General features: G+C 42.3%; 12 protein-coding genes and 3 pseudogenes. 11 read left to right on the forward strand and 4 right to left on the reverse strand.

Annotation, left to right across the window (positions count from 1 at the left end; all coding sequences use genetic code 11):
* The first annotated feature begins 211 nt into the window (after positions 1-211).
* From HWQ43_RS27260 to HWQ43_RS27290, 8 genes and pseudogenes are all read left to right on the forward strand, one after another.
* Entirely contained in the window at positions 212-367 is a 156-nt protein-coding gene (locus tag HWQ43_RS27260; RefSeq protein WP_292739470.1) for a hypothetical protein, read from the forward strand.
* A gap of 339 nt (positions 368-706) precedes the next feature.
* Positions 707-1,372, forward strand: a complete 666-nt coding sequence (locus tag HWQ43_RS33915; RefSeq protein ID WP_366932916.1) for a serine/threonine-protein kinase — start codon at positions 707-709, stop codon at positions 1,370-1,372.
* 13 nt (positions 1,373-1,385) lie between these two features.
* Positions 1,386-6,167, forward strand: a complete 4,782-nt coding sequence (locus HWQ43_RS27265) for an AAA family ATPase (protein WP_366932917.1) — start codon at positions 1,386-1,388, stop codon at positions 6,165-6,167.
* Between the two features lie 254 nt (positions 6,168-6,421).
* Positions 6,422-11,257 (forward strand): non-ribosomal peptide synthetase, encoded by a 4,836-nt coding sequence (locus HWQ43_RS27270; RefSeq protein WP_292739471.1) that lies wholly within the window; start codon positions 6,422-6,424, stop codon positions 11,255-11,257.
* A gap of 188 nt (positions 11,258-11,445) precedes the next feature.
* Positions 11,446-11,939, forward strand: a pseudogene (locus HWQ43_RS27275) (ISAs1 family transposase); the annotation flags it as partial.
* A gap of 179 nt (positions 11,940-12,118) precedes the next feature.
* Positions 12,119-13,048 carry an ISL3 family transposase gene (locus HWQ43_RS27280; RefSeq protein ID WP_292739473.1) on the forward strand — a complete coding sequence of 310 codons (930 nt, stop codon included), beginning with the start codon at positions 12,119-12,121 and terminating at the stop codon, positions 13,046-13,048.
* A gap of 260 nt (positions 13,049-13,308) precedes the next feature.
* A pseudogene (locus HWQ43_RS27285) lies at positions 13,309-14,186 on the forward strand (transposase); the annotation flags it as partial.
* A gap of 32 nt (positions 14,187-14,218) precedes the next feature.
* Positions 14,219-14,569 carry a four helix bundle protein gene (locus tag HWQ43_RS27290; protein WP_292739475.1) on the forward strand — a complete coding sequence of 117 codons (351 nt, stop codon included), beginning with the start codon at positions 14,219-14,221 and terminating at the stop codon, positions 14,567-14,569.
* Between the two features lie 196 nt (positions 14,570-14,765).
* Here HWQ43_RS27290 and HWQ43_RS27295 read toward each other — a convergent pair whose 3' ends face one another.
* Positions 14,766-15,116, reverse strand: coding sequence for a thermonuclease family protein (locus HWQ43_RS27295; protein ID WP_292739477.1), 351 nt, complete (start codon positions 15,114-15,116; stop codon positions 14,766-14,768).
* Positions 15,117-15,174: 58 nt separating this feature from the next.
* Positions 15,175-15,525 carry a 4a-hydroxytetrahydrobiopterin dehydratase gene (locus HWQ43_RS27300; RefSeq protein ID WP_366932919.1) on the reverse strand — a complete coding sequence of 117 codons (351 nt, stop codon included), beginning with the start codon at positions 15,523-15,525 and terminating at the stop codon, positions 15,175-15,177.
* 605 nt (positions 15,526-16,130) lie between these two features.
* On the opposite strand from HWQ43_RS27300, the gene HWQ43_RS27305 reads away from it, so the two are divergent.
* Complete coding sequence (locus tag HWQ43_RS27305; protein WP_292739481.1) at positions 16,131-16,265, forward strand: hypothetical protein; 135 nt, start codon at positions 16,131-16,133, stop codon at positions 16,263-16,265.
* 8 nt (positions 16,266-16,273) lie between these two features.
* On the opposite strand, the gene HWQ43_RS27310 is transcribed toward HWQ43_RS27305, so the two are convergent.
* The gene (locus HWQ43_RS27310) at positions 16,274-16,783 is read right to left on the reverse strand and encodes a thiol-disulfide oxidoreductase DCC family protein (protein ID WP_292739482.1); all 510 of its coding nucleotides are present in this window, start codon (positions 16,781-16,783) and stop codon (positions 16,274-16,276) included.
* A gap of 1,045 nt (positions 16,784-17,828) precedes the next feature.
* Here HWQ43_RS27310 and HWQ43_RS27315 point away from each other — a divergent pair.
* Positions 17,829-18,314, forward strand: coding sequence for a cytochrome (locus tag HWQ43_RS27315; protein WP_292739484.1), 486 nt, complete (start codon positions 17,829-17,831; stop codon positions 18,312-18,314).
* A gap of 182 nt (positions 18,315-18,496) precedes the next feature.
* Here HWQ43_RS27315 and HWQ43_RS27320 read toward each other — a convergent pair whose 3' ends face one another.
* On the reverse strand, positions 18,497-19,828 hold the full coding sequence (locus tag HWQ43_RS27320; RefSeq protein ID WP_292739486.1) for a hypothetical protein: 1,332 nt from the start codon (positions 19,826-19,828) through the stop codon (positions 18,497-18,499).
* A gap of 563 nt (positions 19,829-20,391) precedes the next feature.
* On the opposite strand from HWQ43_RS27320, the pseudogene HWQ43_RS27325 reads away from it, so the two are divergent.
* A pseudogene (locus tag HWQ43_RS27325) lies at positions 20,392-20,632 on the forward strand (AIPR family protein); the annotation flags it as partial.
* Positions 20,633-20,686: the final 54 nt, after the last annotated feature.

Below are 20,686 nucleotides of genomic sequence, written 5' to 3' on the forward strand. Positions count from 1 at the left end.
AATACCTACCAAATCGGCGAAGTGTGCCAAATCCTTGTTAAAGACAACCCAGAACTCAGGGGCAAGGGTGGGTGCTGAGGGATTGTCAGCGCAGTGAATGAGTTCAGTTGCACCGTGAGAGTCTGGGATGGCGAATACTCCGTTGGGTTGCAGCACCTCAAATCTTACAATTACCTGCCTGCGGAGTGTGAGCAGATGCGGGAGATATGCGATGCCTGCGGTTCTTACTAGCCTACGTATCAGTAGGTTACAGGAAAACGAGAGATTGGAAGATGCCCCAAGTGCTGTGCTGAAGCATCTGGGGGAACTGAAGCGGCCGTATTTGACGGCTGACGGCTGTGGAGGAGAAGCTGTTGGGTTTGATTGAGCGATAATACGGTGTTAGGGACTGAAACTAATGGATTACTCCTTAGTGCTACGATTGCTGAGTCCAAATTTACTTGCATACACAATAAAAGTTGTTTGAGCGACTGGGATTCCGATCCCTGTACCTCCAAGTGCTACCCGACTTTGAAAACAACCCTAAAAAAATCATGGAAACTATGATAAGTTTCTTTTCAAATATTGGAATTGTTTTCTAATCGCTTTTTTCCTATCTTTTTCAGCAAACCCTAATTATGTATACAAGTTACGGAATGTTTATTCTGCCAAATTATTGGGAAATATTAAAGTTATAAACTTCTTCTAAAGATTTTAACTTGACGCTATGACAACACTGGCAGCAATCCCCGATTCAAATCTATTGCCCTATATCCCTGGTTATGCCATTGTTGAGCAGATATATGCAGGTTCTCAGACAATAGTTTATCGAGCAGTGCAGGAGTTAAGTCAGCGTCCAGTGGTGATTAAACTATTACGGCAAGACTACCCCACCTTTAGCGAATTATTACAGTTTCGTAACCAGTATACAATCACCAAAAATCTTAACATTCCTGGCATAATCCATCCATTAAGCCTAGAAGCATACGGTAACAGGTATACCTTAGTGATGGAAGACTTTGGCGGCATTTCCCTACGGGATTATACCCAAAATTATTCCCTATCCTTACGGGAAATTTTAGAAATAGCCCGACAAATTGCTGATATTCTCCATGATGTGTGCCAGCATCGAGTTATCCACAAAGATATCAAACCTGCTAACATTCTGATTCATCCAGAATCGCATCAAGTTAAGCTGATTGACTTTAGCATTGCCTCTCTCCTCCCGCGCGAAAACCAGGAAATCCAAAATCCCAATGTTCTGGAAGGAACCCTTGCCTATCTTTCCCCAGAGCAAACTGGACGAATGAATCGTGGTATTGATTACCGCAGTGACTTCTATGCTTTAGGTGTGACATTATATGAACTTTTGACCGGACTAATTACCGTTTGAGTCCCATGACCCAATGGAGTTAGTACACTGTCATTTAGCCAAGCTCCCACTCGCCCCACACAGCATCAATCCAGAAATTCCCGCGATCGCCTCAGAGATAGTGTTGAAGTTGATGGCGAAAAATGCCGAAGATCGTTATCAGAGCGCCTTGGGTTTGAAGCATGACTTAGAACGCTGTTTTAATCAATGGAAAGCAACGGGGAGAATAGAAACCTTTGTCCTGGGAGAACGAGATGTGTGCGATCGCTTCATTATCCCTGAAAAACTCTATGGGCGAGAAACAGAAGTTGCAACCTTGCTCAAAGCTTTTGAGCGCGTCGCTAATAGCAATTCAGAAATGATGCTAGTAGCAGGATTTTCCGGGATTGGTAAAACAGCGGTGATCAATGAAGTCCATAAACCGATTGTGAGACAACGCGGTTACTTTATCAAAGGCAAGTACGATCAGTTCGGGCGTAATATTCCGTTCAGTGCCTTTATGCAAGCCTTTCGTGATTTGATGGGACAACTACTGAGTGAGAGTAATGTCCAATTGGCGACGTGGAAAGCGAAAATTTTGGCGGCTGTAGGTGAAAACGGACAAGTGATCGTTGATGTGATTCCTGAACTAGAGCGAATTATCGGTCAACAGCTGCCAGTCCCGGAACTATCTGGTAATGCCGTCCAAAATCGTTTCAATTTGCTCTTTCAGAAATTTATCCAGGTTTTCACCACCCCTGAGCATCCACTAGTGATATTTCTAGATGACTTGCAATGGGCAGATTCGGCTTCTCTGAATTTGCTGCAATTATTGATGAGTGAAGCCAGTTCTGGATATTTACTCATTCTGGGTGCCTATCGAGATAATGAAGTTTTTCCAACTCATCCCTTGATGCTGACGCTGGAACAGATTCAGCAAGCCCAAGCTACCGTCAATACGATTACCCTGGAACCCTTGGTGGAAATAACGGTGAATCAATTGGTGGCAGACACCTTAAGTTGTCCCAATGAACTGGCTCAACCCCTAACACAATTGGTATATCAGAAAACCAAAGGGAATCCCTTTTTTACAACCCAGTTTCTCAAAGCACTGCACGAGGAGGGGTGGATTCAGTTCCAGCCAGAACTGGGTTACTGGCAATGTGACTTGGCTTCGGTGCGGCAATTGGCATTGACCGATGGAGTAGTAGAGTTCATGGCATTGCAGTTACAGAAACTTCCGGTGGAGACACAAGAGGTTTTGAAACTGGCGGCTTGTATTGGCAACCAATTTGATTTGAAGACCTTGGCAATGGTCTCTGAAAAATCACTTATTGAGATAGCGAGCAACCTATGGAAGGCGTTACAAGAAGGGCTGATTCTCCCCATTAGTGAAACCTACAAGTTCTTCCAATCAAATAATTCAGACTACATTAATCGCGATGGTGAGATTGTCGTTCCTTATAAATTCTTGCACGATCGCGTTCAACAAGCTGCTTACAGTCTGATTCCAGAAGATCAAAAACAGTCTACCCACTTCAAAATCGGGCAACAACTGTGGGCAAATACGCCTGAAGCAGAGCGAGAAGGCAAAATTTTTGAAATTGTCAATCAATTGAATTACGGTCTGAGATTGACATCTCAAAAAAGTTCTCCCGGATTGTTGAATGCACAAAATGGTGACGAAATCTCTAGGCTGCAAAAATTGGATCTAGCTCAACGGAATGAACTGGCTCAAATGAACTTGCAAGCAGGACAAAAAGCCAAGGCAGCAACCGCCTATGAGACGGCAAGTAAATACTTCACAGCAGGGCTGGCAGCGCTCCCAGAAAACGGTTGGGAACATCATTATGACCTAACCCTTTCCCTTTATACAGAAGCGGCTGAAATTGAGTACCTAACTGCCCATTTCGAGCAGGCAGAACAGCTTTCAGAAATTGTTCTTCAGCACGCCCAGGATTTGCTGCAAAAGGTGAAGATGTATGAAATCAAAATCTATTTCTACATTGCTCAAAATCAAATGCTGGCAGCAATCGACATCTGTCTGCAAGTGCTGGAGTTTTTGAGTGAACCACTGTTTAAAGAACCCCCACTGGAGTTAGCGATCGAGGATTTAATGAACCTGCCAGAGATGCTCGATCCGCACAAGTTAGCAGCCATGCGAATTGCGATCGCAATGGTCACTCCCAGCCTGAACGCTAAACCAGATATGTTACCACTGATTGCTTACACACTAGTGAACCTATCGATTCAATTTGGCAACTCGGCATTTTCGGCATTTGGCTACACCTTTTATGGTCTGGTTTTATGTGGTAGCCCAACCGGAATTGAAAGAGGCTATCGGTTTGGACAATTAGGATTAAAATTACTGGAGCGCTTCAACGATAGGAAATTGTATGCAAAAGTGATTAACATTTTTGATGTGTTTGTGCGGCACTGGCGGGAACCCGCTCGCAAAACGATCGCTCCCCTACGTGAAGCTATTCAGGTTGGATTAGAAGCAGGTGATGTCGAGTATGCCTGCTACAACGCTACTTCCTACTGCAACTATCTTTTCTTCGTCGGCGAACCACTGGAGCAGGTGAATCAGCAACAGCAAAAATATATTGATCTGTTGTTGAAATTCAAACAAGAGTATCAAATTTACTTCGGGCAGATTTGTCGTCAGCTTGTGTTGAATTTGATGGGAGCAGCAGAAGATGCCCTAATATTCGTTGGAGAGAGTTTCGATGAGGGGAAAATGCTGCCGATTTTAATTGAAACTCAGAACGGAACTCTCCTGTTCCTGCTCCATCTAGCAAAGACGATTCTTCTGTTCATCTTTCAGGACTATCAGCAGGCACTCATCCATGCTAAAGAAGCCGAAAAATACCAAGGAAACATGGTTGGCTTCTTGCAGTTTGCGGAACATAATTTCTACTACTCCCTTACTCTCCTGGCTACCTGTTCAAATGGCAATGAGGCAGAGCAACAATGGGCACTAGAAAAAGTTGCAGAAAACCAGAAACTGATGAGTCAGTGGGCGTTCCATGCTCCCGCTAATCATCAACACAAATACGATTTAGTTGAAGCAGAGCGGGCAAAAATTTTGGGTCATTTAGACGCAATGACCTACTATGAAAAAGCCATTCAGGGGGCAAAAGAAAACGGTTATATCCAAGAAGAAGCACTCAGCAATGAGCTTGCTGCCAAATTCTACCTTGCTTGGAGCAAAGAGAAAATGGCCGCAGACTATATCCAAGAAGCCTACTACTGCTACGCCCATTGGGGTGCAAAGGCGAAAGTCGCCCATTTAGAACAACAATATCCGCAACTACTAACAGCCATTCTCCAACCGACTAATCTTGCCATCGCATCTGGGCTAACCATCGCCTCAACTTTGATGAGAAGTATAACTAAAAGCTCTAGCAAGCAAAATTTATACTTAGATTTGCAAGCGGTGATGAAAGCCGCACAAGCCATCTCTCAAGAAATTGAATTAGAGAAACTGTTGGCAACCTTAATGGAGATTACGATCGCCAATGCTGGCGCACAAATCGGTCATTTAGTTCTCCGCCAAGAGGAACAATGGTTAGTTGTAGCTCAAGCCGATCAACAACTGGTAAAAACCTTAGAAATTCCCCTAGAGCAATACCCAGAAATTCCCCAAAGTTTGATTTATGCAGTGGCAAGAACTCAAGAGACGGCTGTGTTTGAAGACTTGAGTACAGCAGTGCAATTTGCTAGTGATAGCTACATCATCACTCACCAGCCCAAATCAGTTTTATGTACTCCCATTAGTCGCCAAGGAAAACTCAGCGGTATTTTGTACTTAGAGAACAACTTAACTTTAGGCGCTTTTACCAGCGATCGCATCGAGATTCTCCAACTCCTAACCAGTCAAGCCGCGATCTCTGTAGAAAATGCCCGTCTGTATCAAAAAACCGAAAACTATTCTTACATCCTAGAAGCAGAGGTAGAACACAAAACCCAAGCTCTTAACCAAAAAGCTCAAGATTTAGAGCAGACCTTGAAAAAATTGCAGCAAACTCAAGGACAATTAATTCATAGCGAAAAAATGTCATCCCTCGGTCAATTGGTAGCTGGTATTGCTCACGAAATTAACAATCCAGTTAATTTTATTAAGGGTAATCTTACCCATACAGAAAATTACATTCAAGATATGATGCGTTTGCTGACACTTTATCAGCAGGAATATCCCCAACATAATCCAGCTATTCAAGCAATGAAGGAAGAAATTGAGCTTGATTTTCTGGTTAAAGATGCCAATCAAACCTTAGAATCGATGAAGATTGGTAGCGAGCGCATCAGTAAAATTGTCCAGAGTTTACGCAACTTTGCTCGCTTAGATGAAGCCGAAATTAAAGCTGTAGATTTACACAGTGGTATTGAAAGCACCTTGTTAATTTTGCAACATCGCTTACAAGCTTCTGAAAATAAACCCGAAGTGCGCGTCATTAAGGAGTATGGGGATCTACCTTTAGTTACTTGCTATCCTAGTCAGTTAAATCAAGTCTTCCTGAATATTATTAATAATGCCATTGATGCGATTCGAGATAATCTCCAAAGCAGCGAACATCCAGAAATTCGGATTTGTACTGGAGTGATAAATCGTGAATGGTTACGAATTGCGATCGCCAACACAGATAGTACGATTCCTGTCAGTCTGCAAGAGCGGATTTTTGAACCATTTTTTACCACAAAGCCCGTTGGTCGTGGTCAAGGTTTGGGGTTATTTGTTAGCTACTCTATTATCCAACAACATCGCGGTACTTTAACTGTGCGTTCTCAGCCCGCTGAGGGAACTGAATTTGAGATTGTTCTCCCTATCTATTGAAAAAGGGACTGGGGATAAGGGACTCAATACTTGGAAAATTGTTCGGGAATTCAGACCGCTACGTAGGGGCACAGCACTGCTGTGCCCTTCAGATCATCTGTACCTCACGCCTGTTGCAATCTGCTGTAATTCTTACGAAATGCCAACTCTGCTTTCATTCCTCTAAACTCATACCAAGTAGAAACTTTTCATTGTGACTAGTCAATTTAAGTATTTTAAAATAAAATTACAGTATTAAAAGTTACTATTTTGCAATGAAAGATTCTACTGAAAGTTCTCAACAAGACCTCAGTTTACCCAAGATAGAAGTAGACCAACTGCTTCTGGAATGGCATCAAAATCCAGCAGTTTATGTAAATGATATATGTATCCATCAGTTGTTTGAATATCAAGTAGAAAAAACACCTGAGCAAATTGCGGTCATTTTTGAAAACAAACAAGTTTCCTATCAAGAACTTAACCAGCGAGCTAATCAACTAGCGCACTATCTACAAACCCTGAATGTCCAACCTGAGGTTTTAGTTGGTATTTGCCTAGAGCGATCGCTGGAAATGATTGTTGGACTATTAGCCATCCTCAAAGCAGGCGGAGCTTATGTCCCCTTAGATCCAGCCTATCCCTCAGAGCGCCTAGCTTTAATGCTAGAGGACTCACAGTTATCGATACTGCTGACACAACAAAATTTACTTTCAAAGCTACCAGAGCATCAGGCCCATATAGTTTGTCTAGATAGTGATAGGGAAGCAATTACTCAACACAACCAGGAGAATCTTACCAGCCTAGTTACAGATAAAAACCTGTCTTATATCATTTACACCTCCGGTTCGACTGGTAAACCGAAAGGGGTGGCTATTGAACATCACAGCACAGTCGCTCTGTTGCATTGGGCAAGAGAAGTTTTTACAACAGAGGATCTAGCTGGAGTGCTGGCCGCAACATCTATTTGCTTCGATCTCTCAGTTTTTGAAATATTTGTTCCCCTTAGTTGGGGTGGTAAGGTGATTTTGGCAGAAAATGCCTTGTATTTACCTACCTTACTTGCCGCTCAAGAAGTCACTCTAATCAATACAGTGCCATCTGCGATCGCAGAGTTACTGAGAATTCAAGGTATACCTGCTTCTGTTCGCACCGTTAACTTAGCAGGTGAACCTCTGCAAAATCGTTTGGTGCAGCAGATATATGCGTTGGATAATATTCAAAAAGTCTTTAATCTATACGGACCAACGGAAGATACAACCTATTCCACATTTGCCTTGGTGAAAAAAGGTGACAGTATCGTGACTATTGGTCGTGCGATCGCCAACACATACTGTCTTCTGTTGGACGAACAAATGCAGATAGTACCCACAGGTGTTTCTGGAGAACTATACATTGGCGGCGAGGGACTAGCTAGAGGCTATCTCAACCGTCCAGAACTGACAGATCAACGATTTATCCCCAGCCCATTCATTAGTGAGCCTGGTGGAGACACCAAGCAAATGGTTAAAAAACAACGCCTCTACAAAACAGGCGACTTAGCCCGTTACTTACCAGACGGCAACATTGAGTATATTGGGCGCATTGACCAACAAGTAAAGATTCGCGGCTTCCGTATTGAGCTAGGAGAAATTGAAACTGCACTGTGGCAACATCCTGATGTACAAGAAGTTGTAGTGATTGCTAAAGAATTTTCCCCTGGCGACCAACGCCTAGTAGCTTACGTAGTTATCAAGCGCGAATCATCAGACACGAATGTTGGTAATTTACGCCGTTTTCTCAAACAGAAATTGCCTGACTACATGATCCCTTCTCGCTTTGTGCAATTGAGTGCTTTACCCTTAACAGCTAACGGAAAAGTCGATCGTAAAGCGCTCCCAGCATCCGTTCAAAGTTTGAATGCAAATGAGAAGTTTGTTGCTCCTCGCACTCCTATTGAGGAACGAGTAGCAGAAATTTGGTCTAATGTATTGGGTCTAAAAAACATTGGCGTTTATGACAATTTCTTAGAGTTGGGAGGACATTCCCTACTAGCCTTTCAGATCCTCTGTCGTATCCGCGATATCTTTCAAGTTGAGTTGCCAATGCGGCATTTCTTTGAAGCGCCCACCATCTCTGAAATAGCTGACAGCATTAGACAAGCACAACAGGAAGACATAGGATGTTGTGTAGTACCAGTACAATCCATTGGGCGCGATGGCGATTTACCGCTTTCCTTTGGGCAAGAACGGTTGTGGTTTCTTAATCAGTTAGTACCCAACCATGCTTTTTACAATGTTCCCGAAGCCTTTCGCCTCAGAGGTGTACTCAACGCCACAATATTAGAACAGAGTTTGAATGAAATTATCAACCGCCATGAAATCCTCCGAACTACCTATTCCAGTTTGAACGGACAACCCATACAGGTCATCCACTCAACTTTTCCCATCAAACTCTTAGTTGTGAATCTCCAAGGGCTGCCTCCATACGATCAGGAATCTCAAGTGCGTCAGGTTATCCTTGAAGAAGCCCAAAGTCCTTTCGATTTAATTCAAGGGCCATTACTGCGAACAACATTGCTGCAATTGAGTTCAGAGGAACATATATTCCTCCTCAACCTGCACCATATTCTTTGTGATGATTGGTCTTTAAATCTTTTGTTCGAGGAACTGTCAGTCCTCTATCAAGCTTTCTCCACTGGCAACCCTTCGCCCCTTCCTGACTTAGTTATTCAGTATGCTGACTTTGCAGCTTGGCAACGCCAGTGGCTGCAAGGTGAAATTTTAGATAATAAGCTTGCTTATTGGCAGCAACATTTGAGTAGCAGTCTACCTATATTAGAATTGCCCACCGATTATCCACGACCATTAGAACCAACATATCAGGGGGCGCGTCAATCGGTCGTTATCCCCAAATCCTTAACAGATGCCCTCAATGTTCTCTCGCGCCAAGAAGGTACTACCTTGTTTATGACCTTGTTGGCAGCATTCCAGACACTCCTATTTCGCTACACAGGGCAAGAAGATATTTTAGTAGCTGCTCCGATTAGCAACCGCCACCGTTCTGAATTAGAAGGACTAATTGGGTTTTTGCTCAATACTTTGGTATTGCGAACCAACTTGTCCGGCTCCCCAAGTTTCCGGCAGTTGTTAGGTCGAGTCCGGGAAGTAGCTTTATCGGGTTATACTCACCAAGACTTACCATTTGAGAAGCTAGTTGATGCTTTACAGATCAAACGGGACTTCAACCAAAATCCACTGATTTCAGTGATGTTTAATCTTCAGAATACCCCAATGCCTAAGCTAACTGTTCCCGGATTAACAATGAACCGTCTAGGAATTAATAACGGGACATCCAAGTTCGATCTATACCTGGAACTGCGCGAGACAGCAGCAGGGCTATCGGGCAATTTGGAATATAATACTGACCTATTTAAAGCTGAGACAATCGTTCTGATGGTGGAAAATTTTTCTACTCTATTACAGAGTATTATCTCTAACCCAGACCAGACAATTTCCAACTTACCCCTGTTAACATTCCCTAGTGATCGGCAAACTAAGCGAGTATGTAACGGCAATATAGATATTCGCAGTCTACCAAAGCCTGAAATGGGTAGAAGCGATTTGGAAGCAGCATTTGTCGCACCTCCTACTCCGATTGAGGAACAAATGGCTAAAATTTGGAGCAGAGTTCTAGCGATCGAAGAAGTTGGGATTCATGATAATTTCTTTGAGCTTGGCGGTAATTCCCTACTAGCATCTCGGTTGATTTTTTTTGTGAGAGAAACCTTTCAAGTAGATTTACCTCTAAAAAGCTTGTTTGAAAAATCTACTATAGAAGCACTGGCTCAGGTAATAGAGACAGTGCGTCGAGATGGCGTTTCTGCTTTAACCAGTGCCATCGATCTAAAATCTGAGGTAGTACTCGATCCCGCGATCAATGCTCAAGGAAGGCCTGTTGCTCAGGTCAATGAATTGCGTCATATTTTTCTTACAGGAGCTACAGGCTTTTTGGGGGCTTTTTTACTTGATGAACTGCTACATCAAACTCAAGCAAAAATATACTGCCTGGTGCGTTCCAAAAACGAGCATGAAGGGTTAAAAAAGATTCAACAAAACCTAGAAAAATATGCCCTTCATCACACAAATTTTAGTTCTCATGTGATTGCAATTACGGGAGACTTAGAACAGCCATACTTGGGTCTTTCTAGCAAACAGTTTGAAAAACTGGCTCTGCAAATTGATGCTATTTATCACAGTGCTGCCCAAGTAAATTTTGCTAAACCATACTCTGTAATCAAGGAATCCAATGTTCTCGGAACTCAAGAAGTTCTCAGATTAGCTTGTATGGGCAAAATTAAACCAATGCATTACATTTCTACCATTGCTGTTTTTGGTGCAATCAGCCATTTTACAGGACAAAAAGTAGTTTATGAAGATGACAACATCGAGTCTTGTAAAGACTATGTTGCTCTGGATCTTGGCTATGCTCAAACCAAATGGGTAGCCGAAAATCTTGTATGGGTTGCCAAGTCTAGGGGAATACCTGTTAGCATCTACAGAACAGGATTTCTCATGGGACATAGCAGTACAGGTGTTGCTCATACAAAAGATGCTTATGTGCCGAGAATTATTAAAGGATGCATACAGCTTGGTAGTTATCCAGAACTTATAGATCAAAAAGAAGAATTGCTTCCTGTGGATTATGCAGCTAGAGCAATTGTCCATTTATCCAAAAAGCAAGAATCTCTAGGAAAAGCTTTCCATATAGTACCCCCACCAGACCAAAATATTGGACTCATCGAGCTTTTTGAGTTTATTTGTTCTTATGGTTATCAACTCAAGAAGTTACCATATACTCAGTGGAAAGATGAGCTAATTGCAAATTTCAGGCACTCTCAGGAAAATGTTTTACATCCGCTTTTACCGATGATGTCTGAAAAAGTATATCAAAATTCTTTGACAATCATGGAGTTGTATCAAAATACAGTTGATTATGACTATCAGAATACCCTCAATGGATTGGCAGATTCTGCAATTGTTTGTCCACAAATGGATGTTAAACTCCTAGATAAATACTTATCATATTTCGTTAGTAGTGGTTTCTTAAATTCACCATCTTTAAAACAGGAGTAAATGTTCACGCTATAATTTTCAGTCATCTCTATCAGAGCGATTACTAAGCCATCCACAGCAAAGCAGGGTCAGCGCGTCTCAAACCCTATTGACAAGCGGACTTACCTGATCAGCAATCAAGTTAGAAACAAAGTGGCACTATCCGGGCTAGGGTAAGATTTAATCCATTTAGGTGCAAGGTTCGAGTAATGCCAGCAGGATTTGAGAACAAGAAAAGCAAAACCAAAGCATCTTTTACACCCAGTGTAAATAGCAAAGACATTACCACTAAGTTTCAGGAATACTTCACACAAATAAAAGACCCCAGAGTGGAAAGGACAAGATATCATTTACTCACAGATATCATCACCATAGCGATTTTGGCAGTAATAGCAGGAGCGTCAGGTTGGGAAGATATTGAGGAGTATGGAATCAGTAAACAGGAGTGGTTGAAAACGTTTTTGGAACTACCATTGGGAATACCCAGCCCCGATACTTTTAGGAGGGTATTTGAAAGAATTAACCCAAAAGAATTTGAGCAATTTTTCGGCAGTGGGTTCAATCATTGGTTGAGAAGTTGGGAGTAGAAGTAGTAGCCATAGATGGCAAAACTCATAGAGGTTCATATGACCGAGAATCCAAGCTAAAAGCCTTACACACAGTCAGTGCCTGGTCGAGTGAACATCGTTTGGTCTTGGGACAAACAGTAATCGCCTGTAAACCTTGATTTTGAAGGATAATTTGGTTCTTGGCAACTTTTGGTGATCTAGGTTGGGGAAAGGCAGAGGGCAGAGGGCAGAAGGAAGAAGGAAGAAAGATATAATCGAGATACTTCAAACTTCACTCCTTCAAACATTTGAGGTATAAGCCTCAGCAAGTTCTATGTCGGTGCTAACTCACCTATTACCAGATTCAAGCAATCTGAGACTTGAGAATTGCCAACTTGACAAGATAAAAACTCAGATAAATTTGATTGTTTCCGCAATCAGTAGAGTAGTTAACTGTCCAGTTTGTAACCAACCAACTCACAAAATTCATAGTCGCTATGAACGCTTATTAGCAGACTTACCCTGGGCTGATTACAGCATTACCTTACAGTTACGGGTAAGGAAGTTTTTTTGCATCAATAGTTTGTGTAAACGACGCATTTTTACAGAAAGGCTGACCAATGTAACCGCACCTTGGGCGAGAAAAACTCTACGTTTAGCTCAACGACTGAGTGTGATTGGTTTAGCTAATGGTGGTGCAGCAGGGGAAAGACTCTTACAGCAATGGGGGATAAAAGTTTCTCGCAACACACTGTTAAATTTAGTCCGCTCAATCCCACTGCCACCCATCGTAACGCCACATACTCTTGGGGTAGACGACTTCTGCTTTCGTAAATGTAAAACTTACGGGACAGCACTAATTGACCTCGAACGCAGCCGACCAATTGCTCTACTAAAAGATGCAAAGGCTGAAACCTTGACAGAATGGTTAAAAGCGCACCATGGTGTCAAAGTCGTCTCACGAGATCGGTCAAAAACTTATGAAAGTGGTATTCGTCAAGGCGCACCAGAAGCTATTCAAGTTGCAGACCGTTTTCACTTATTGCAGAACTTATCTCAAACGCTCTATCAAGTCTTTGGTATTCATGCCAAAGTACTTAAAGAAGTGGAAAAACAAGTATTTAGTACTGATACTAAAGTGCTAAAAGAGGTGGAAACAGCACTTGAAGAAGGCATTCGGGAATTGGATGGGGATACATACCCCACCCAATTGCAGACCACTGAAATTCAAAACTTGGGCGGGGGTCTTAAACTAGGCTGTTGACTTTGGCTATTTTTTGGGGAATTACCAAAAAATTATTTGTGCTGGTTTTTGCTTGTGTGAAAGCGCCCGCAAAAGCCATCTTTACGCCAAAATAAAAAACACAATTTCTGCATGAAGTCTTGTGGGCTAAAGAGTACAGAGTCAACAGCCTAGTCTTAAACCCTTTTTGGCAGAGAATACAGACGGATTGGCTGCACAGGAAAACCCTCAAACCAACCTTCTGCCGTCTGCCGTCTGCCGTCTGCCCTCTGCCTTTCCCCGATAACCTTTCCCTGATTACTGAGGCTAATAAGAGCCCAGTTGTGCCAAGGTTTCCCCAAAACACATCTTTAAAAAGAAAAGTTCAATCCGCCAAAGCACGGGATAGACGGAGGGAAATCCATGAGCAAGTTTGGAGACTGCGGTCTGTTGGCTTCTCAGGGCTAGCAATCGCTCAAGAGCTGGGAGTTTCTAAAACTACCGTATTCAATTACTTGCGTAGCTCAACTTTTACCGAACGTCGTGAACGTAGCGACCACGGTCTGAGTCTTCTCAACCCTTATCATGATTACCTCCTCAGTCGCTGGAATAGCGGGAACCACAACACTCAAGAACTGTTTAAAGAAATTCGCACCTGCGGCTATATCGGTAGTTATGCCACGGTCGCTCGCTTCACTCGTTATCTCAAGACCTTGCCCGGATTTGAGCCAGCAAAGTGTTCAAAGAAAAACGCGTTCCCCAGGGTTAGTTCTTCCTCCCATCGTCCTCTCACCCTCAGTCGCGTCACAGCTTTAGTCTTGCGACGACCAGAATTAATACAGCTAATGAGCGTGAAATCATCGCTCAACTACAAACAGCCCATTCTGATTTGAAGTCAGCTATTGAACTAGCTCAACAGTTTGCATCTGTTGTGCGTCAACGTCTGAGCGAGCAGCTCGATGCTTGGTTAAACAAAGCTAAAAACAGCTCGGTTTCTTTGTTGCGCTCCTTTGCTGTTAGTTTAGAGTCTGACTACGATGCTGTGAAAGCAGGTGTAACTATGTCAGTTAGTAATGGCCCAGTTGAAGGGCATATTAATCGACTGAAAATGTTAATGCGGCAGATGTATGGTCGCGCCAAAATAGATTTACTGGATCGACGGTTTTTGTTGGCTATTTGAGGACAAAATTTTGACAATTTACACTTGATTATATGAGTTATAGGAATCAGTTTATCTGGCAAAGAGCGGTTCAACTTGCTATCAATTGTTATAAATTTACCCGCCTATTTCATCAGTCAGAATTGTATGGTCTAACTAGTCAAATACGACGTTCTTCTGTATCTGTAGCATCCAACATAGCCGAAGGATATGGAAGACGTTCAAAGCAAGAATACGTACAGTTTTTGCATATTGCTTTAGGCTCTTTAAGAGAACTCGATACACAATTAATCATTGCTAAAGAAGTAGATTTGGCAGATAAAAACCTTTTTATTCCCCTATTAAATGAAGTTGAGGAAATGCAAAGTATATTAGTTGCCAGTTTAAACAAACTCAAAGTTTGAATCTATAATTTCCTTCTTCCGACTTCTGCCTTCTGCCTTCTGCCTTTCCCCAACCTAGATCACCAAAAGTTGCCAAGAACCAAATTATCGTTCAAATCACAATTCCATCCCGCCAAGTCGCGTTTTAGCCAAGCCGCTTTTAAGCAGTTCTTCCTGAAAACTAATCTCAGCCTCACCCTGTCCGTGAGCCATCACTTCAGCAACAGTTCGCCCGTGGTTGTGCTTTTTCCACCGGAATTATTATCAGTTGATTATCGGCAGCTGCGACTAGCTTAAGCAATTTCTGTTTTGCTTCATTAGCCAATGGTTGTCCTGGGACTTCACCTTGTTTCAATTCCGGGGCATCGATACCACAAAGCTCAACTGACATTTGGCTACCATCGGTTTGACGGACTGTGATGCTGTCCCCATCTATCACTTGTGTAGCTGTCCATTCTTCGGTGAGTGCGATGGATGGCTGGTTAGTTCTTTGGAAAATCGAGATAGCGCTGATGGTAACACCAGCGCTCGCAATTAAAATTATGGCAGTTCTCCACAATGGCTTCATATTGCTACTTTATTGTCACAATATTAAGAAAGCACAATCTTATTGAAGCGCCACCGCTCTAGTTAGTAAACCCAGTAGCGATATCATCAGTCTTAGCTGCCATAATGAAATCGTTGCGATGCAGTGCTTGAATCGCGTGTGTCCACCAAGTAACTGTTACCTTGCCCCATTCGGTCAGTAAAGCGGGGTGATGTCCTTGTTTGTCAGCCTCTTCACCCACTAGTTGAGTAAAGGCTAGTGCTGTCTGAAAATCAGGAAAGTTGTAGACACGCTGTAGATGTGACTCACCATTCTCCTCAATCATCTTCCAATTAGGTATCTGAGGCTGAAGTTCAGCAATTTCAGCCTCAGATACTGGCAGCGAATCACCACTACAGGGAACACAAGTTTTTTGTAGTAAAGCTTCCACTGTTCTTGCTCCTTCACGAGTCACAATTTCAATTGAGTGTGCTGAATCAGTTGTGGTTAGAGATAATCCCTAATTCAGTAGTCTGCCTCTAATTTCAGCTTACTACTACTTCCCTTTGAATCGACTAAAATTCTACATCTGATGTCAATCAAAACCTAAAAGGTTAGAGAAGTAATCCAAAGGTTGAATGACAGGGATAGCTATTGTTTTGATTCGCTCAAAGGCTGATTTTTTCTTTGATAAGCGATGGCTTATGGCACTTCCAGACTAGGAAATGCCCAGCCCAACGGGAAAGCCAGTTAAGAGAACGTGCTCAACCCGTTTGATAAGCGATGGCTTATGGCACTTCCAGACTAGGAAATGCCCAGCCCAACGGGAAAGCCAGTTAAGAGAACGTGCTCAACCCGTCTATATTCAGAGGACTCACCGGATCAAATATATTTTGAGCTAGACTTTGGATTAAGGCTCTGAAAGCCCTTCTATGAAGAAACACTACTGCCAACGGTGCTTTTCATTGGTGTTCACGTTCGCAAACGCCAACGCCAACGGGTTCCACAATCCATTATCCTGCGAGGGGGCTTTAAGTTCGGTAAATCACTGACGATATGTTTGAAGCGAATGCAACGAAAATAAACTTACGCCATGCTACCTTTGCTGATTTTTCTTCCAGCAGCGCCTCAATGATGCGCTACACCTGTTCACCTTTGACTTCAGTTTTAGTAGAACATCATTTATTGTGAAACTGGGCTTAGTCATCTCCATCCATTAAGCGACAACGGCTTTGGGTCTTGCAAGCAAGTTGAGAAGAACGCTCTCGTACAATAGTCGCTAAATCTGGTCGTCCTGTTAGAAAAAGTCGCCAAGATGCCCAAATCCCATATAGGAAGTCGGCAATAGCACCGATAACTGGTAAGGAAGTTGCAGCATAGACCCAACCCATCCCCAGAATTTCGTAAATGCGATGGAAAACCTCAACATTTTTAACTAGCGTTCCGTCTGGCAACACAGCATGAATACGCCCCATTGCAGTTTCATAGTCAACACCGCCATGTGCTTGGGGATTGTAGTCATCAGCTGCAATATCTACAAACGCCACCAGCCCTCGACCCGCGTCCCGCTTTTTCAAAAAGTTAACCTCACGCAGACACAAGGGACATTGGCCGTCATACAGCAATTTGATTTTCCACGACGGCAGAGTTGATAAAGGCTGGTCTAGAGAGTTGTTACAACCGTAGGATTGGATTTGTGGTGAGGACATTTTGGGATCTTAACTAAGTTTATTTCCTTACATAAAGCGTAACGCCTCTCTTCATTATAAATAATGACTAATGTAAATTAAAAACGTTTTTTATCCTGTAAGGTTTTGAGAATTGCCACAAATTATGCTTTTAGAGTTATCAACGAAATTACAAGGGGTTCAACATTTAATTCACATTCAACGTAAGTATTTCACTAACAACGAAAAGTTCTACAATCTTACCCGCAGATGAGAATATTCAGATGCCTGAAATCTGGAGCAACCCGAATTTCCTGAACCAGGTATATGCTAGGACGTTATTGTTAGTTTTATTTGTCAATGTGTGAGTGATAGCATTTTTAGAAGTTGCGAACGCTCCTAGCTTGACTTTACAATGCTGGAGTGAATTTATGAACTCATGTGAAGTAGTAGATGCTGTAGCAGCAAAGACCAACGTGACAAAAAGGAAGCATCGAAAATCATCAGTGCTTTTTCCAAATATCGGAGAATTTATCGGTTAACTGCGCGACCCAGAAGGTAAATTTGCCTGTTGCAGTAACTTCAAGTCTCATGTGTAAAAGGTGATCTATGAAGGTTCTTCAGACAGCATGGGGCAATGGAGGGATTAAGCGTGAGTGTTGAATTGCAGATGTTACACAAGTGTCATTGCTCTTGCATTTTTGAGCATTTTAAAATAGCGTTTACTCAATATTGCCATGTTTAAAGGATTCGGTCGCCCCAAGAGCGCGATTGCTATCTTCCCAACGTCTCAGGCAATCGCCCTTTTAGGGAGAGAGCTTTGACCGAACAATTCGCAATGACGCTCCTTCGTCGCTAACGCAATTGCGGACGTAATTGAATAATTGCTGCATTTAGGGTATAAGCCCCTAATTTCAATTATGAAAAAATCTCTTAGACGTAGTATCAATATCCAAGCCCCTAACTTTAGTTATGGGGAAAGAAATTGGTAATTGCGTTAGCGCAGCGTTAGCGACGAAGGAGCGTCATTGGGAAAAAGCGAATTGGAGATGACTTGTCACCCAAAACCAGTATCATCTGAAATTTTATGCGAAAAATTATTATTGGGGTTATGGACCGGGGAGAAAATGCGACAGCAAATGATTTACAAAATGCTTATATACTAGGTCAACTTATTGCCAAACATGGATGGATTTTACTCACTGGTGGTAGAAATGTAGGGGTAATGGATGCAGTAAGTAAAGGTGCAAAATCTGCTGATGGTTTAACTATTGGTATTCTTCCAGGTGAGAATAAAGATGGTATTTCCTCTTGGGTAGATATTGCTATTTTCACAGACATGGGTAATTCTAGAAACAATATTAATGTTCTTACCAGTGATGTGATAATTGCTTGCGGTCTGGGTGCAGAAACCGCTTCACAAATTGCTCTAGCTTTGAAAGCAAATAAGCAAGTAATTTTGTTGAATAATGATGAAGAAAGTCAACTTTTCTTTAACAAACTGTCGCCAGAAAATGTTTATATTGTGGAGAGTGTGGAGCAGGCGATCGCTATTAATGAAATTAAAAATTAAAAATTAAAAATGCAAAATTAAAAATAAATAAAAAATTTGAATTAATTATCCTTCAAGTCGGAGCAAGCACTGGTTTTTAAATCAGTAGTGGGTTTCAAACTCCCTAGAAGTGCAGTTTTGAATTAATAATTTTGAATTTTGAATTGTTTTGACTTTCGCCTTGCTTGCATTGATGCGCCAGATTAGACAGTTAGGAAATAGCTGGCACTAAGGGTGAGGTTGCTAGAACCTTGAATGATTGCAATCAGTTCAGGACTAGTTTCATTCAAGAATAAAGCTGTACCTGTAGCCAAACCATTTGGCACTGCTCCCAAGCTATAGCTGGAGTTTGAGCCAGACAATTGCAGCATATCTTCGGTGGCATTGAAATCAGCAATCAGAGCGTAGTCGCCCAGTCCCGAAGTACTAGTATTACTATCGCTGTAGAAGACACCGACAGTAATACCTAGCACAAACTGATCGCTGCCAGCGCCGCCAGTTAAAAGGTCAACTTCAGCAACACCTCTTGCTGCTGTATCTGTTCCTGTGAGTATGTCACCACCTTCATCTCCAAACAGGCGATCGCTCCCAGTGCCGCCGAAAGCAGAATCATTCCCACGTCCACCATAGAGAAGATCGTTACCGTCGTCCCCAAACACGGAATCGTCACCATCGCCACCTGTAATGTAGTCAGTTCCTGCATTACCACGGATGGTATCATTGGCAGCACCACCCGCTTGTGTGTCGTTGTTAGCAGTACCCAAAAGATTCAAAGCAACAATAGCCAAATTATTTTTTGTGCTGGCATCGTTGTGCCCAGTAAATTCAGCATTGACTACTGTATTCAAGTTCAGGAGAATCCCGTTGGACTGGGTAAAGCTATTGCCTTGGAGTAATTTTGTATAGAGAGTATTGGCATAACCGTGATTGCCAGCAAAATTCCACTGTTCAGGCTGGAATAGATCGTTCCAGTTGGCATAGATATCCAGGGTAGCCAACCGCTCATCATAGCCTAAAGATTCACTAGTATGAATAGATACAACGCGATTGGCGTCGTTTGGATCTAAGCGTTCGCTTGCTGCTTTGCCTTCAAACTCAGGCCCTGCTGGATCTAGCCCCACTATTTGAGCAAGAGAACACCCTGTAGATTCACAATAGGTTGAACCAGTTAATCCAGCAATGTGCGCTCCCAAACTATGCCCGATGAGGTTGGTGTAATCAGGATCTACACCATTTTTTATTAAGTAGGTAGTCAGCTGATTAGCGACATCGCGTGTTTTAGCGACAGAAGTGGGATACCACAAGGAACCAGCTCCTTCTTCCCAATCTAGCAGAATGATATTAGCATTTGACTCGCGTTGCCGAATGGTTTGGGCTATATTTTCCATCCAGTCAGCGGCTTTGTAGTTATTGCTTGCATTGCCACCAGTGCTTTGATAGCCATGAATAACAATATAGGTTGGTGCCTCAGAAGTAATGCGCCCAGAACGATTGATAGAACCGTTACCCCAAACATTAAAGTTGACTTCAAGCATCTGAAAAAATCGGTAGTGGAAAAATTCTATTGCTTGAGGCAAAAATATGTCTTACCCTGGCAGATTTCTAGGTGGGATTTCCCCTCCTTGATAAAACTGTTGCTCTAACTTGCCCAAACCAAACCAGATTAAAAGGCCAATCGAATCTATCTGGATCTAGTCCACCAGCAGAGTCCTCTTATACTACTTTAGTTTGGGATGTTACTTGTTGTTGAGAACCCTCTTGAGGTAAAACACTATTGGACATGGTAACAATTGAAAAATCTGTTATTTTCTAGACAAAAAAATGTAGGTATTTTCTAATCCTATTGGTGGAAATCAATTGAAAAATCAGTCTTTAGTCTCAAGTGGCCTCAGCTGAAACATATAATTTTTGGCGTTAAAAACTTTGGGTATGCCAGAATTAAATGTAACCCTCCAAGGGGGTAGGTTCCCTCAAAACAAAAAAACTTTTCGCCTTGGTGACAACTATTGGGCTATTCTGGTAGCTTCTGATGACTCAAGAAAGAGAATAATTAGAGATAGATTAGGCTTAACCTATTAATTTCATCGCTAGATTTACTATGCCCAAGACTTGGAACATCAAGATAGATAACTATTTTCAAGCCAACCCCAATTGCATCATCGCCACCGCCCATGTAGACTCGTTCCCTATAGACCTGCCGCTAGAACCGAACATCCGCGAACCAAACCGCAACCTACAGACAAATCTTCGACTCACTGACGACCGAACCTGTAAAATTCTTCTCTCGTCACAGTGGAATCGTTTTGTCAGCTAATAAAGCTAAACCTATCAAGAACAAAGGTTAATATTTTTAGCTGTTAAATCAGGAAAATTAATTCAGCGATTTGATTTAT

Source organism: Nostoc sp. JL31 (assembly GCF_017114965.1).
In the GTDB taxonomy this organism is placed as follows: Bacteria; Cyanobacteriota; Cyanobacteriia; order Cyanobacteriales; family Nostocaceae; genus Nostoc; species Nostoc punctiforme_A.